At 55.7% G+C, this 15,664-nt stretch carries 13 protein-coding genes; all 13 read right to left on the reverse strand.

Annotation, left to right across the window (positions count from 1 at the left end; translation table 11 throughout):
- Positions 1-24: 24 nt before the first annotated feature.
- Positions 25-1,029 (reverse strand): sugar ABC transporter substrate-binding protein, encoded by a 1,005-nt coding sequence (locus tag O9H32_RS14800; protein ID WP_269866878.1) that lies wholly within the window; start codon positions 1,027-1,029, stop codon positions 25-27.
- A gap of 250 nt (positions 1,030-1,279) precedes the next feature.
- On the reverse strand, positions 1,280-1,456 hold the full coding sequence (locus O9H32_RS14805) for a hypothetical protein (RefSeq protein ID WP_269866879.1): 177 nt from the start codon (positions 1,454-1,456) through the stop codon (positions 1,280-1,282).
- A gap of 73 nt (positions 1,457-1,529) precedes the next feature.
- Positions 1,530-1,880, reverse strand: a complete 351-nt coding sequence (locus O9H32_RS14810) for a hypothetical protein (RefSeq protein WP_269866880.1) — start codon at positions 1,878-1,880, stop codon at positions 1,530-1,532.
- 203 nt (positions 1,881-2,083) lie between these two features.
- Positions 2,084-3,091, reverse strand: coding sequence for a C40 family peptidase (locus O9H32_RS14815; protein ID WP_269866881.1), 1,008 nt, complete (start codon positions 3,089-3,091; stop codon positions 2,084-2,086).
- A 282-nt stretch (positions 3,092-3,373) separates the two neighbouring features.
- Positions 3,374-5,203: a UbiD family decarboxylase gene (locus O9H32_RS14820; protein WP_406627319.1), complete on the reverse strand. Its 1,830-nt coding sequence runs from the start codon at positions 5,201-5,203 to the stop codon at positions 3,374-3,376.
- A gap of 302 nt (positions 5,204-5,505) precedes the next feature.
- Complete coding sequence (locus O9H32_RS14825) at positions 5,506-6,543, reverse strand: glycoside hydrolase family 43 protein (RefSeq protein WP_269866882.1); 1,038 nt, start codon at positions 6,541-6,543, stop codon at positions 5,506-5,508.
- 412 nt (positions 6,544-6,955) lie between these two features.
- Positions 6,956-7,780: a carbohydrate ABC transporter permease gene (locus O9H32_RS14830; protein ID WP_269866883.1), complete on the reverse strand. Its 825-nt coding sequence runs from the start codon at positions 7,778-7,780 to the stop codon at positions 6,956-6,958.
- A gap of 14 nt (positions 7,781-7,794) precedes the next feature.
- Positions 7,795-8,661, reverse strand: a complete 867-nt coding sequence (locus O9H32_RS14835; RefSeq protein WP_269866884.1) for a carbohydrate ABC transporter permease — start codon at positions 8,659-8,661, stop codon at positions 7,795-7,797.
- A gap of 124 nt (positions 8,662-8,785) precedes the next feature.
- Positions 8,786-10,117: an ABC transporter substrate-binding protein gene (locus tag O9H32_RS14840; RefSeq protein ID WP_269866885.1), complete on the reverse strand. Its 1,332-nt coding sequence runs from the start codon at positions 10,115-10,117 to the stop codon at positions 8,786-8,788.
- 362 nt (positions 10,118-10,479) lie between these two features.
- Positions 10,480-10,641 (reverse strand): hypothetical protein, encoded by a 162-nt coding sequence (locus tag O9H32_RS14845; RefSeq protein WP_406627320.1) that lies wholly within the window; start codon positions 10,639-10,641, stop codon positions 10,480-10,482.
- A 48-nt stretch (positions 10,642-10,689) separates the two neighbouring features.
- A complete protein-coding gene (locus O9H32_RS14850) occupies positions 10,690-12,444 on the reverse strand; it encodes a glycoside hydrolase family 2 protein (RefSeq protein WP_269866886.1) in 1,755 nt (584 codons plus the stop codon).
- A gap of 308 nt (positions 12,445-12,752) precedes the next feature.
- The gene (locus O9H32_RS14855) at positions 12,753-13,526 is read right to left on the reverse strand and encodes an alpha/beta fold hydrolase (protein WP_319946936.1); all 774 of its coding nucleotides are present in this window, start codon (positions 13,524-13,526) and stop codon (positions 12,753-12,755) included.
- A 295-nt stretch (positions 13,527-13,821) separates the two neighbouring features.
- Positions 13,822-15,597 carry an S-layer homology domain-containing protein gene (locus O9H32_RS14860; RefSeq protein ID WP_269866888.1) on the reverse strand — a complete coding sequence of 592 codons (1,776 nt, stop codon included), beginning with the start codon at positions 15,595-15,597 and terminating at the stop codon, positions 13,822-13,824.
- Positions 15,598-15,664 lie beyond the last annotated feature (67 nt).

Below are 15,664 nucleotides of genomic sequence, written 5' to 3' on the forward strand. Positions count from 1 at the left end.
CTTATGGTATACATCTGAAATCCATTACGGCTGCGGCCACTGTTCTTTTGGAATGCCCTGGTACACGTCTTCCATAGCTGCATAGCCAGCTTTGATAACGGTGGACGCCATGTTCTCTTTGGTTACGACAACAGGCTCCAGCAGGTTGGAAGGCACGTCTTTCTTACCGTTCGGAACTTTGTTGTTGGAGGCAGGCTCCTTGTCTTCCGACAGCGAGATTGCCGCCTCAGCTGCTGCCTTGGCCATGTTCTCGATCGGCAGGTAAATGGTCATAGCCTGCGTCCCTCTCACAATGCGCTGAAGCGCCTCAAGTTCAGCATCCTGCCCCGATACCGGAACCTTCCCCGCAAGCCCGAGCTCGCTTAACGCCCGCACCGCGGCACCGGCTGTGCCGTCGTTAGCGGCAACGACGCCTTGGATATTGCCTTTCGTATCCGCAAGCGCTTGTTTCATATGCTTGTAGGCTTCTTCCGGCTTCCAGTCCGCGGAATACTCATCGGCGACCACGGTCACTTTGTCCTTATTCTTCTCCAGCACGGCAATGGAACCGTTGCGCAGAAGCACTGCGTTGTTATCGGTCTGCCCCCCGCCTATATACACATAGCTTCCCTGCGGGGCCCGCTTCAGTATATCTTCAGCCTGGAGTTCCCCTGCCTTTACATTGTCGATGGAAACATAGAAATCCGCATCGGCATTCTTGATCAGCCGGGCGTAGGACAAGACTTTAATCCCTTTGCTGTGCGCCTTCTCGACAACCGCTCCGAGCAGAGGCGACTCCGTGTTCTGTGCAACGATCACCAACACTTTGACACCGCGTTCAATTAGCTGCTCCGCTTGTTCCGCCTGTTTCTTTTCATCGCCTCCCGCAGAGAGGGAGATAACCTCAGCACCGGATTGCCGTACGGAAGCCTCAAAATTGTCACGATCACGCTGCCAGCGCTCGTCAATCAGGTTGTGCACCGAGAACCCGATGACTGTTTTGTTCTGCTCCACTGCCGGTGCGCCAGGACTGCAAGCAGACAGCAGCAAAAGCAAGGTCCCACCCAGTATCAGATTTCTTTGTCTCAGACGAGTCATATCCTTTGCTCCTTAGTAGTGAAATTAATGATGCTGTATGAAGCTATAACTGTAGTATCGGTTGTTGCCATGAAAGCCTGAATAGGCTATCCCGTATAATTTAGTGAGAAATAATAACAAAAACACCGGACGCAGGATGCGCCGGTGTTAGACTGAATCACCAAAGATGAAAACGAAGATGGAAACGAAACATCCACCCGTCCTACTCTTCGCTGTCGCCGCTGAGATACTCTGCAGCATTATGATAAGCCTTCTTCGCGGCATCTGCCGTGTTCTCCGCCGCGTTCCCTATGGCCTCACCGGCAGATTGCAGGCCCTCTTGAGCCGATTCCGCGGTGTTCTCCATCCATCCTCCACCGTTCCGATCCCGCTTAGTCATGTTCGCACACCTCCTCTTTGTTTCATCCCGTTTAGATTCCCATAACCGCCTCCGAACTATACCGGCGCCGCAGCTACCTCCATCTCGTCATGACGAACCCGCCTACAACAAGGGTCAAGCCCGCGTAGGTTCTCCACGTCGGCACTTCCTTTAAGAACAGGTAACCCATCAGCACACAGATCCCGATCTCCAGGCCCTTGGAGACGCTGAGCGCGAAAGTCAGATTCCCGAAGGCCTTATACAAGTATTTCACCCCGTAGGCGATCATGACATTGGAGAGAAACATCAGCGGCAGCAGCTTCAACTGAAACCAGACCATGGGCCATAACCCCGGATCGACATGCTTCGCCTGATAGGAGAAGATGCTGTTGATCGTCAAAAGCCCCGCCAGCAGCAAACCTAGACCATACACAAGAATCAGCATCGTTAACCGTTCCTTTCTCCTGCAAGCCTTACGTCTCTACCATGCCCTGTTTCGTACCGGCGCACCCGCCGGATAGATAGGCGCTGCGGCATAATACACGGGCGAGTCCGGGCATGCTAAAGGAAAAAAGCGCCCCGGAAGAGCCGATGGCTCCCCAAGACGCTTGTATGCAAGTGCAAGTCGAACGGATTGAGAGCTACCGATTACAGGGCGCTGCCGCCGAAGATGAAGCGGCCTTCCCAGTGGCGGCCCGTGATGGTGTCCACTTTCACACCGCCGGTGCCCCACGTGTTGAGCATTTTGCCGTCGCCGAGATAGATGCCCACATGCGTTATGCGCTGCTCGGACTTATCGATGCCCGCATAGCTGCTCAGCGAGGTTCCCTTGTAAGACATGAAGAATACGAGATCGCCGCGCTTCAAGTCCTTGATGTTGGTCACAATGCGGCTGGAATGCTCGCGCACATAATCTGCCTGGGTGCGGGAGTTCGAAGGCAGCGTAACGCCCAGCGCATCCTTGAAAGCTTGTCTTACAAAATCGGAGCAGTCGAACGTCGAAGTCGTGCTGCGGTCCGATGCGAACTCGTAAGGCGTGCCGAGGTACTTGTTCCCCGCGGCAATGACTTTCTCGATCTTTTGGGATGTTGTCGTGCTTCCCGTGCTCGCAGCCGGTTTGGACGCCGTGGACGTACTCGAGGTGGACGCCGCCGGTTCTTTATAAGACGTGCTGATATACTTCGAGCTGGTGGAGATATAGCCCGTCACACCGTTTTTGTCCTTCACCTTGTACCAGTAGCTGTTGGTTTTATCGAGAACCGTAACCGTCTCGCCTGCCTGAAGATAGCGGATCCGTGCGGAATCCGTGTCGGCCGCTTTACGGAAGGATACGCCGCTGACAATCTTCCCTGTACTGCCCGATGCAGTCGATGTTGTTTTTGGTGCAGTGATATATTTACTGCTCGACGAGACGTAACCCGTCACGCCGTTTTTGTCTGTCACTTTATACCAGTAGTCGTTGACCTTGCTGACGATCGTAATCTTCTCGTCTTCCTGCAGGTAACGAATCCGGGCGGCATCCGTGTCCGGCGCTTTACGGAAAGAAACATCGTTCACGACGGTGGAAGTGGTCGCGGCATGGGCTTGTCCCTGCGGCAAAGCGAATGTGCCTGCGATCAGCGCTGCGGATACTACGGTCAGTATATGTTTTTTCATGATGTATGAATCCCTCCTGGGTTTTTTGTAGTTGTGAGAATTTGAACAAGAACAAATTCCCCCGAGCAGATGCCCCGTTTTCTTGGGGCTGCTACATCATAACACAGGCTCTCGCGCAGATTCGCTTGTATTTCCTGGCATATGCCGCAATCCCTTGGGCGCGTAAGATGAATTCCACTTCAGTATTCCACTTCACCACCCGTGCCCTGGCGAGGTATAAATTCTTATCTATCGAAAAAACCGTTCCATGGACAAATGATTCTGCCTTGGAACGGTTAGCGGCTACAGCAGGCCGAGGCCTCCCAAGCTCGCCCCCTTCACGAACAAGCGCTCGATGCGCTTCTCGACATCGGGATCGGGGATGAGCGGCGGCGCATGGTGGGGCTTGATCCGCGCGTCGATCACTAGATTGTCGCACTGCCAGTGCTTGTACGCGTAGGAACTATTCGTACCATAGATGTCATGGGACGGATTGCTGCGCGTAAAGGTGACCCACAGGAAATTGTTCAGCGCCGCGCCCACGAAGTCGCTGTCATCGCACAGGATGATCATGGGGCACGAGGGGATCTCGCCTATCGCCTCGCACAACCCTGCAAGCTCCTGCTGCGCGTCCTCGTAACTTGCGAAGGACGGTCCCTGAATCGCTACGACGCCCGGCATCACGAGGCGGGGATTCCCGTATCCCCTGATCGCCTTAAGCGCCTCTGGCACTTCGCGGCACAGCTCCCGCTTCTTATCGCCGTAGGCCGCGAAGACCACCTTACTGCCGCTGTTGAGACCTGTGCCCGAATAATCCAGCGTATCGATCGTCGTATGCGTATGGAAGTGAATGTCCCTGTGAAGATCGAGACGCTCCAGAATATAGGTCATGAACCCGGCCACGTCATGGCTGTCGACCGGTTCCCGGTCTTCCGCCGTGATGAACAAATATTTGGCGAGGCTGAGCTGTCCTGTCCCGAGGATCCGGTTCGCGATGGTCAGCAGCTCCGCCGGGCGCTTGACCGCTTGGTAAGGGGTATACCGCTCGCTGCAGACCGCGAACAACAGCGGATGGACACCAGCCGCATCCACCGCGTGAACCTCTTTGACCCCGGGGATCTCCTGCTTGATCGCATCGCCTGTCAGCTCATGGATCAGCTGCCCGAACGCGGTATCTTCCTGCGGCGGCCGGCCCACGACCGTGAACGGCCAGATGGCGCCGGGCCTGGCGTAGACCTTATGTACTCTCAGCACGGGGAACGGATGGGTGAGGCTGTAATATCCCAGATGGTCGCCGAATGGCCCTTCCGGCTTGGTCTCGCCCGCATGGAGCTCGCCTGTGATCACAAAGTCCGCGTCGTTGCTGATGCAGAAGCCGTCCTGATAACTGTAGCGGAACCGGCGGCCGGACAGCAGTCCCGCAAAGGTCAGCTCGCTGATCCCCTCCGGCAGCGGCATGACCGCCGATAGCGTATGTGCGGGCGGCCCCCCGATGAAGCAGCTCACCTTCAGCGGGGTGCCCCGCCGGTTGGCCTTGTCCTGGTGGACGCCGATGCCCCGGTGGATCTGATAGTGCACGCCGATCTCCCGGTCGGGTTCATACTCATTGCCGCTGAGCTGGATCCGGTACATGCCGAGATTCGCATTCATGATGCCGGGCTTGTCCGGGTCCTCCGAGTACACCTGCGGCAGGGTGACGAATGCGCCGCCATCCATTGGCCAGTGGTGAATGAACGGCAGATCGGAGATCCGGATCTCCTGCGAGGTTACCGGCAGCCCGCTGGACTTCTTCAGCGGCAAGGCATTCAGCGCTGCCAGGGCCGTGCCGATGTTCCGGACGGGCTGCTTCAGCGCCTGCACCGGGTCGCTGCGCGTGGCGATCACTTTCTCTACGGCATCCCACGTCTGCCGGAACAGGAACCGGCTGCGCTCCACAGTGCCGAACAGGTTCGAGACGGCGCGGAACTTCGAACCCTTCACCTTCTCGAAGAGCAGGGCCGGGCCGCCGGCCTCGTGCACCTTCAGGTGAATCGCCGCCATCTCCAGGTAAGGATCCACCTCTTCCGTAATGCGGACCAAATGTCCGTGCTTCTCCAGGTCATTGACGCACTCTTCCATACTGCGGTATATCATCGAACTGCTCCTATCACCGTATGATGTGTTTTATTAAAGCCATCTTGACGTCCGTTGTCAACACGGCGGGCACGCCGGGCTGCGGCCAACACGGCGGGCACGCCGGGCTGCGGCCAACGCAGCGAGCCTTGGACCAGCGCCTCGGGCTCTTCTTCAGCTTATGCTACCATGTTTGATGTCCGCTATGCCATCTTGAAGCGCATAACCGCAAACAGCACCGGCGGGAAGCGCTGTACGCTTCTTGCCGGTGCTGTTAGAAGACAATCCGATCCTGTTATCCGTTCGGCCCGGAGTGCCTGGAATTACGGCTCTCCCAGCACAGGCACGGGGCCGTAATCATTGCGGTTCTCCCAAGAATGCCACATGTTCGCGTTCGTCCAGGAGAAGGACTTATAGAGAATGTCGCGTGCCTGCCACCAGTCCCCCGTCCCCGCCTGACTCGCTGGTACGCCATGGTATGCCATGAGCCCTATGTCATACAGCCCCTGCAGAATCCAGCTGTGATGACCAGGCCCCAGAATAGAGCTGCTCGATTGGAATTTGCAGGCGTCGGACTTGGCATAATGCGTGACATTGAGCGGATCGCCGCCCGCCTTCAGCCTGACATACCCAAGACAGTAGTTGCTGCCCCAGCTGCCATTGGCCGTGAAGGCGATGAGCAGGCGTCCGTCCTTCACTATGGGCTGCGGCCCTTCATTGATCCGCGCCGGCGGGTTCGGATCCTTCAGCTCCCAAGCCTCTCTGGGCTGGGACACGATCTTGCGCCCGGAGAGCATGGCCATCGGATTATTGACGTCCACCTGGGCGATATAAATGTTCTGCTCACCGTTCGTATCGCCCGCCCAGCCGGACCAGACGATATAGTGCTTGTAGTCGTAGGATACTACCGTGGCGTCGATCGACCATTTGTCATCTGGCAGCTGTACTTTGCCCATATAAGTATAGGGGCCGCCTGGACTCGAGCTCTTCAGCGCGTACGTGCGGTGCCTGGCATTCAAGGCATCGAAGGACTCCGCGGGCTGTCCGGGAGAGGCGGCGAAGAAAATCCAGTATTCGTTGTTGATCTTCACCAGATCGGGGGCCCATATCTGCTGAAGGTCCGCAGGCTTCCACCAGACCGTCGTCTGGGTTGAGAATGAATTCAATCCGGTTAAGGTATCCGACCTGCGCAGGTGAATGCCGTTGTTGTCCGACTGGACCGAATAATACATTCCGCTTTCCTTGATGATGCTGGGGTCCGCACCGTCCATGATGTATGTACCGGCAGCCATTGTGTTCTGCGCCGGAACGGAAGTCAGAAGCGCGATCCCTAAGAACAAACCTTTCATCCACTTGTTCATAGCCGTAGTCTCCTCTGCTTGCAAGATAGTCAGTATGGGGAACTCTCGGAAGCCTGATCCCTCCTCTCTTGCCCATTCGTTTTCATGAAACCGTTTACTTAAAGGGCTTACAAGTAGGGTATCCCAATTGCAGCCGCAAAAACAGGACATTTTGAATGGAAAACAGGACATTCTTTTATGAATCCATCCCGTTCCTCCCACAGTCAAAGCAGCCTTGCATGGTGAAAGAGCCGCCGGGCAAGCGTCTCGGGACCCCGAATGAGAACGGCCAGTCTCTTCCAGTGCTGCTTCATCCGCCGCGCCTGTACGCAGCCTCCCTGCGGCATCCCCTGTGCAGCTGCCCCAACAACATAACAAGCCTTCCGCGGCCATCACGGAAGGCTTGGAGACTCTATCCTATTATATGGAGACGTTACCCTTCCTTGCCCCCCGTGAAAGCAATCCCCTGGATAATCTGCTTCTGGAAGAAAATAAAGACCAGCAGCACCGGAAGCGTAGCCAGTGCATTGGCGGTCATCGGCAGACCGTACTGCTGGACGTATGCGCTCTGGAATGCCGGCAGCCCCAGGGTAATCGTCATGTAGGCCTTGTCGGAGATCGAAATCAAAGGCCACACAAAATCATTCCACGAGCCGATGAACGTGAAGATCCCGAGCGCCCCCATCGCCGGACGGGAGAGAGGCAGGAAGAGCGAGAACCAGATGCGGAGGGGGCCGGCGCCATCCATGCGTGCCGCCTCCTCAAGCTCCTTGGGCAGACCGTCAAAGAACTGTTTCATGACGAAGATCCCCAGTGGAGCTGCGACGGCCGGCAGAATCAGGGAAGTGAGGCTGCCGAGGAGACCATACTCTTTCATGATCAAATACAGGGGAATCAGTGTCGCCTCGGAAGGGATCATCATCCCGGAGAGGAACAGCACGAAGAGCAGCTTGCTGCCGGCGAACGGCAGCCTCGAGAAGGCGTAAGCCGCCATAGAGCCCAGCAGCACAATCAGCGCGGTCGTGCATCCCGCTACGATCAGCGAGTTGCCCATCCAGCCGAAGATCGGCGCTTCGCTGAGCACCTTGCGGTAGTTATCGAGCGTGAGGTCCACACTCCATCCGTCAGTGAAACGGAATAAGGAGCCGCCCTCCGGCTTGAGGGACAGCGTCAGCATCCATACCACCGGTGTCAGGAACAGGACGGCTGTGACGACGGCCACGAACCGGACCCCCGTCTGCCAGATTCGGTCTATCATACGGTTCCCTCCTCTTATCGTTCACGCAGCAGCGTGAACTGCAGCATGGATATCAGCAGAATAATCAGCAGGAGCACGAACGATATCGCCGAAGCATAGCCGAGCTCAAAATACTGAAATCCTTTTTCGTAAATCGAGAATACCATCGTCTTGGTCGACCCCGCGGGCCCTCCCTGGGTGATCAGCTTGGACTGCCCGAATATTTTGAAGGACGAGATGGTCTGGAGCACGACGACGAGCACAGTTACGCGCGACAAGGAGGGGAATGTGATATACCGGAAGCTCTCCAAGCGGCTCGCCCCTTCCATCTTCGCCGCTTCATAATGGGTCGCCGGAATATCCTGCAGGCCCGCCAGGTATAGAATAAAGACGAATCCGACCGTCCACCACAGCGTGGATAGGATGATGGATACCCAGGCCAGCACGGGATCGGACAGCCAATAGATCTCCTCGGATGCTCCCAGCCTGCCGAGCACTTGGCTTATGAGTCCCGTATAAGGCTGCAGGAAGATCACCCAGATGCTCGAGATGACCGAGACGGACAGCAGCATCGGCAGGAATACCGCCGCACGGAACAGCGTCTGCCCCCGTACGAGTCCGTTCGCCAGCAGAGCGAGGAACAAGCCCAGGGCGGACAGCAGCGGGACGGACACCATCGCGAACATAACCGTATGCCACGTATTGCTCAGAAACTCCTCATCCGTGAACAGGCTGGCATAATTGTGCAGGCCGACGAACTTCCGCTCGCCGATCAAGGTCCACTCGTAGAAGCTGATCCGGAATCCGTAGAGAATAGGCAGCAGCGAAAATGCAGAAAAAAACAACAGATAAGGCACAACCATGAAAAATCCGGTCCATCCGCTTCTCTGTGAAGTGGTCATTCCTTCTTTCGTCTCCTTCCAAATCTTTGTCTGTGTTCCAGCATGGCTCTTAGGAAAGACCCGGATCTAAAGGAAGCAGAGGCCTCCCGCATTCAAGGCGCTCCGCTTAAGCTTAAGCTCCGGATTACTTGCCGTTCAGTTTCTCGATGATCGCGTCCGCATTCTTCAAGGTGGCCGCGGCATCCTGCTTCTTGAACATCATCTTCTCGAACTCCTTGACGATCTCGTCGTTGATCTGTCCCTGCTTCGGGTTACGCGGCCAGTACTTAACGAAGTTGGCGGAATCGATGTAATCTCCGCGGTGCTTCAGGGCCTTGAACTCGTCGCTCTGGGCTACTTTGGTTACAGCCGGAATGTGGCCGGCCTTAGCCCACATCGCTCCGTGCTGGGCCAGCCAGTTCGAGAACGCAAGCGCGGCTTTTTGCTTCGCCGGATCATCCTGAGTATGCTTCGGCAGCACGAGCGTGTGGGAATCCCCCCAAGTCGCAGGCTGGTCATAGATCTGGGGCATAGGGACCACACCGAATTCCAGTCCCTTGGCATTCTCGAAGGCGCCCGTTCCCCATACGCCGGTCACCAGCACCGCCGCTTTGCCGTCCAGGAACAGCTTGAACGCATCATTGATGTTCGGCGGGATGAGTTCCTTCGTATACAGCGAGTTGACATACTCCAGTGCCTTCAGGGCTGCCGGATTGTTCAATGCGCCCTTCTTGCCGTCCTCCGCATAGAACTTGCCTCCGTCCTTCAGCTGGTTGTAAAAGCCCCAGAACATCCAGTAGGAGTCGATCCGGACATTGGGCTGTGCTAGCGGCGCTACGTCCTTGGGTACGGAATCCTTGATCTTCTGCAGGAAGTTCACGAAGCCTTCCGGCGAGGATTCCAGCACCGGCTTGCCGTCCTTCAATACACCGGCCTGCTCCAGGTACTTGGTGTTGTAGTACATGACCAAGGTGTGGGTATCGAGCGGAATGGAGTAATGCTTGCCGTCGTATACGGTAGAACTCAGGATATTGCCGTTAAAGTCTCCCCAGCTCACCCCCGCGCTCCCGGCAAGCTCATCCAAGGTGCTGAGCTGCCCGGCAGGCACATATTGCGGAAGACGTGCCGAGTGCATCACGGCCACATCAGGCGCTTGGCTGGACATCATCGAAGTCTGCAGCTTCGTATAATAATCTTCGGAACGGGAATTGAGGATCTCCACTTGCGTGTCCTTGCTTTCTTCATTGAATTTCTTGACCATCTCGTTCATGAAATCGCCGTCTCCACCGCTGAACGGAGTCCAGTAGGTAAGCTTTACTTTGCCCGCTGCGGCCGTACTGCCTTCCGAAGGAGATTGGCCTGCTCCGGCGGCCGGGGCCGGTTCGGTCTTCGCACAAGCGGACAGAGCCAGCGATGCGGCAAGCAGCAGGCTCGCGGCAGGGATGGAGCGGGTGAGGAACGATCGTTTCGGTGCCATAATAGGACCTCCCAAGATGTGATTGGATGAATGAATTCGATTCATAATCTGGTTATGGTGAAGCCCTTCCTTGCAGGGACTCGGCCGGGCTTCTCTTCTGCCTCTCCATCGTACGGCTTGCCGGCTGCCCGAACCATGACGTCGCATTGGAGGATATGGACATATTTCTAGGAGTCGGCCAGGCGGCAGGCTTCAAGAGGCGAAGACAACGCCAACCAAGCCAAGAGTGCCGGGCGGCGGCCGGTCTCTTGGCTTGGTTCCATTCTATTCAATCTATTCGCTGCCTACGGTCAGCGCCCCGGGAATCACATACAAGCGTGAAGACTCCTCCCAGATCCCTCCGGGTTCAAGCGCGTACAGTCCTATCTCTTCCGGAGGAAGAGATAAGCATAATGCTTGGTCTTGTCGCCGAAAGCAATCAGGTTCGCCCCGACTCCCGGCAGGACGGCGGCCTCATAGGGGCCGGCCTCCAGCCAGACCGCGGGTTCACCATGGTAGGTCTCTTGATAGGCTCTGGCGTTCATAGACAGGGGATGCCTCCTAACGGCGGTTATGGATTGATCAGGCCGGGATTACAGACCGTTATTGATGCGCTTGATCGTCTCCAGCGGAATCTTCGGCTTGCGGTCGTAGGTCAGCAGCCCGTTGATCTCCTGCTCCACATCTGTCAGCTGGGTATAGCAGTAGCCCTGCACGACAGGCGACTGGAGCATCGGCTGGATGACGCTCCGCAGTCGGGCTTCGAAGTCTTCTTCATTCTCGGCGCCCGAATAGCCCCAGCCCTCCCAATCGCTCTTCTTGAAGGCGATCCCGCCGAACTCGGTCACCAGGATCGGCTGGCCGGCATAAGGGAAGCCTTCTACGGCAAGCCTGCGGTTCGCCGGCATCGCATGGACAGCCTTCTCCGCCGTGCTGTAACGCTCTTCCAGCACTTCACGCTTCCATTCATAGTCGTGGATATTGAACAGATCCGTCGTCACGAGCTCCCAGCCATCGTTGGAGACGACCGGCCGCATCGGATCCAGCGACTTCGTCAGATGGTACATCGTCAGCGCGTGCTGCTGCTGCTGCTTGTCGATCTGGATATTCGGCACGCCCCAGCTTTCGTTGAGCGGCACCCAGGCCACGATCGACGGATGATTGTAATCCCGCTCCACCGACTCCAGCCATTCGCCCGTAAAGCGCTGTACGTATTCCTCCGAATACGCATAAGCATTGGCCGCCTCGCTCCAGACGAGCAGGCCCAGCTTGTCGCACCAATACAGATAGCGCGGATCCTCCAGCTTCTGGTGCTTTCTCGCCCCGTTGAAGCCCATCGCCTTAGTCAGCTCGACATCCCCCTTGATCGCCTCGTCACTTGGGGGCGTGAGGTTGCCGTCCGGGAAGTACCCTTGGTCCAGCACCAATTTCATCAGGTACGGACGGTTATTGAGACACAATCTGCCGCTTTCGATGGAGATCTTGCGCATGCCGAAGTAGCTTTGGACGGTATCAAGCACATTCTCCCCCTGCAGCAGGGTGAAGGTGACATCGTGCAGATTCGGCTTCTCCGGGGTCCACCAGCGGCCAAGCCCATGGTCGTTGAAGTCATCGAGCCGGATCTTGCGGGCCTGCGTCCTGCCCGTTACGCGGTAAACATCCTCGGCAATGCACTTCCCAGCGAAGGTGACCTCCACCTTCAGCCGGAGGTCTGCACCAGCCTCGCAGCCTTTAATGAAGCTGCGGATCTCGATTTCGTTCCGGTCGATGTCGGGCGTCATTTTGACTTTATGCAGATGAACGGGCTCTACGGCCTCCATCCATACCGTCTGCCAGATCCCTGTCGTTCTCGTATAGAATATGCTGGCCGAATCCGACAGCCAGTACTGCTTGCCCCGCGGCAGCGTGACGTCCCGGCTGTAATCCACCGCCTTGACCACAAGTACGTTCTCGCCGTCTTGAAGCGCGTCGGTAATGTCCGCATGGAACGGCGTATGCCCTCCGGTGTGACGCGCCGCCAACGAGCCGTTGATCCATACCGATGCTTCGTAATCCACTGCGCCGAAGTGCAGCAGCACACGCTTGCCTTGGAACGACGGGGGCAGAGCCAGCTTGCGCCGGTACCATACCACATCGTGGAAGTCAGGCTCGCCGATGCCGCTCAGCTTGCTCTGGAACGCAAAGGGCACCTGAATGCGCCTGGACAACGGGCGGTCTCCCTTATGCCACTGCTGCCTATCCCCTTCGGCCGCATCATCGTATTCAAATTCCCATTCCCCGTTCAAATTAACCCACTGCTCTCTAACCCACTGCGGTCTCGGATATTCCGTGCGAAGCTGCTCCGACATCGTTCCATCTCCTCCGTATCGCTTTTAATTGTTTCCTACAAAGTTAATTAATTAACTATAAAAACATGAACATACCCACATTATGCACATGGCAGCCAATTTTCGTCAACTATAAGTTTATTGATTAACTTTATGGGAATGTATTGATTCTGAACCGCACGGAATTCTACTGCTTCTCCCCCGACTTTGTTCATGGGGGGCATACCTACCTACTGCCAGGGCAGAAGGAAAGTGCCCTCAACGTAACGAAGCTGCCGGTCGTGTACCGGCAGCTTCGTCCTGGTTGTTTATTCAGCTATATTACCCCCTCAATTCCTGTTGGGTGTTGCTTCTAAGAAAGAACGAATATGCGCAGCAAGCTCCTTGGCGTGTGTCAGCGGGATCATGTGATCCGCGCCTTCCAGCCTGGCGAAAGCAGTCCGGGGCACTCGCTTGAACGCCTCCGCTATATTGGACATATCGCTCCATTCAACTGTTCCGTCCACGAACAGAACAGGCACCGCAATCTGCTCCAGCCTTTCAACAGCCGGCGGCTGCGGCCAGATCAGTTCGAAGCTCCGCCACTCCGTAAAGACACGCGTGAAGTATTCGGTGTGCATTTCAATAAAGAAGTCTCGATAGTCGCTCGCCATGACCGTTTGGTATATGGGGCCAGCCAATGAGAACTGGATCATCCGGCCAATATCCGGAGCAAGTGAATTCAATTGCTGCATCCAGCCTGTATAAGTGTCCGAAAAGGCGAATCCCGTCAAAGAAGGTGCGACAACGATCAGGTGCTGAGCTCTCTCCGGATAAGACAACGTAAAGTTCGTTGCCACCTCCCCGCCTATGGAATGGCCAACAAGAGTAACTCGATCCAGCTGCAGATGGTCCAGCAGCTCAGACAAATCATGTATAAGATCAATCGGTTCTTGCGGGGCGGGGGACCGACCCGTTCCACGGGCGTCATAAGTCACGACCCGGTGTGACCTGGCAAGGAGGGGGATGAGCTCAAGCCACTCCCTCGAATCCACTCCGCCGCTGTGTATCAAAACGATCGCTGGGCCGCTTCCATAAGTCGTATAACTTAATTCCATATCCATTCTCCTTTCCAGATTAAGGGATCCCTATCTGAGTATAAAACAATTATGAATGAACGTACAGTCAATAAACAACGACTTTGTTTATTTCCTTGGCCAATACTATCCAGGAGATGATACTCAAACTCCAGCGAGGGAACCTTGGAAGCATCGGTTAGAGCGGGTGCATCGGGTTGCGAAGCAAATCCCGCCTGTCCGGCAAGCATACTTCCGGACAGGCGGGATTTGCGCTGTTTTCGAGGTTTTCTTCCTTCGGTTGTACCTATATTTTCCTAATGGTATCCCGTCTCGTTCTGGCCTACTGCAATGCCTGATACATTCTATACATGACCGCAGCAGCCTGGGCTCTGGTCGATTGGCCCTTCGGCACAAAATGCCCCTCCGCCATCCCATCCATCAAGCCTGCTTGCTGTACGGCGGCGACAGCCTCCTTGGCATAATCCGCAATCTGAGCCTCGTCAACGAAGTCTGCAGCCTTGCCGCCCGGTTGAACGCCTGTAGAACTTATCATCTTTACGGCCCGGTTAAGGAGCACCGCCATATCCTCGCGGCTGATTGGGTCGTTTACGCCGAAGCTTCCATCTTCTTTTCCTTGTACGAGACCCAGCTTCTGGGCGGAAGCAATCGAGCTGTAATACCAAACGCCTGGATCCTTCGTATCCGAGAAAGCGGCTTCAGCCGTCGAATCTTCCAGATCGAAGAGCTGAACAAGGATCTTGACGAACTCGGCTCTCGTTACCTGTCCTTCCGGAACAAATTGCCCCTCCCCTCTTCCATTCACCACTTCCCGTGCCGCCAAGCCAAGCACAGCCTCGTTTGCCCATGGATAACCCCCTAGATCCCGGAAGGAAACTTGTGCATAGTTAGCCAAGTACTTGCTGAAATGCTTAGGGCTGAATTCGACCTTCCCGGTGGAAGCATTGTACCGGCCATTTTTAACAACCTCGAGCTTGCCGTCCTCCGTAATATAGTAAATTACGATCTGATTCGGCTTCTCACCAGGCGCCAATGTATATGGCCATTCCACTTTGATATCGTTCGCTTGGAAGCCGGTAATCTTCTTGCCATCCAGACTCAAGTTAAAATCATATACGACAGCTGTTCCCGTTCTGTCCCGTACCTCCTGCGGAAGCTTAGCCGGGTCTACCTTGGCGATCGATAATTTCAGGTTGGAGGATTCCGTAATGCTGCTATTTTTCAATACACCCAGGTCCAGCGTTACTGCACCAAAGTCGGCTTGAACCTTGACTTTATTTACCTTGCCTGCTTCCGAACCCGCCTGCAAGAGCGAATGGGCCGGCAAGTTCACATGAAGTTCGTTCGCACCGGAAAATGTTTTCACTTGAATCGTTACTGTGCGGTCCTTGGACCATGCGGCTGCTGCGAGAAGGTCAGCCGATTTTACGTTCAGGGAAGCCGTTCCATTGGATGATGTGGCTTCCAGGGAAATCACTGATGTTGAAGGCTGGGAGCCAGAGCTAGAGCCAGAGCCAGAACTAGGGCCTGAACCAGAACCTGAACCAGAACCAGAATCAGAACCAGAATCAGAACCTGAACCTGAACCAGAACCTGAGCCGGAGCCCGAACCGGAACCCGGTGTAACCGTCACGGCGGCGGCACTCCCCATCGTTCCGTTCAGTTTTTGCTGTTGACTGTTGACAGGTGTCAAAGAATTCAGAGCAACGGAGGCAGACCCATCTTGGATGGCTTTGAACGTAAGCGTGAATAGATCGCGGTCTTCGTTCAGTCCGGATTTTGATCCTGTAAGGGTAAAGACCAGCAAAATTTTATTGCCGTTCACCTCAGGATCCCTGATAAAAGCCTCGCCGCTCAAACCGCTTGTATAGCCGGTATACTGCAGCTTTTCGTTATCAAAGACAAGTTCCGTTTCGGCTGCGTACACATCAGAGAGCGCCTTCCCTGCAACCGTAACCGTGACGTTGTCTCCAGTCTTCACACGGCTGGCCGAGGAACGAAGTACGAACTCATTCGAAGGTTGCGCCGCAGCCGGTACTGGCAGAAGCGTTACGATGAACAGAAGTGCCAAACCAATCAAAGGTAATCGACGGATCATATTCACTATCCCTCTCGTTATAGAGTCGGATGGGATAAAGGCAATGGCCTTCTCCCATCCGCTTCTT

The organism is Paenibacillus caseinilyticus (assembly GCF_027533645.1).
GTDB lineage: Bacteria > Bacillota > Bacilli > Paenibacillales > NBRC-103111 > Paenibacillus_G > Paenibacillus_G caseinilyticus.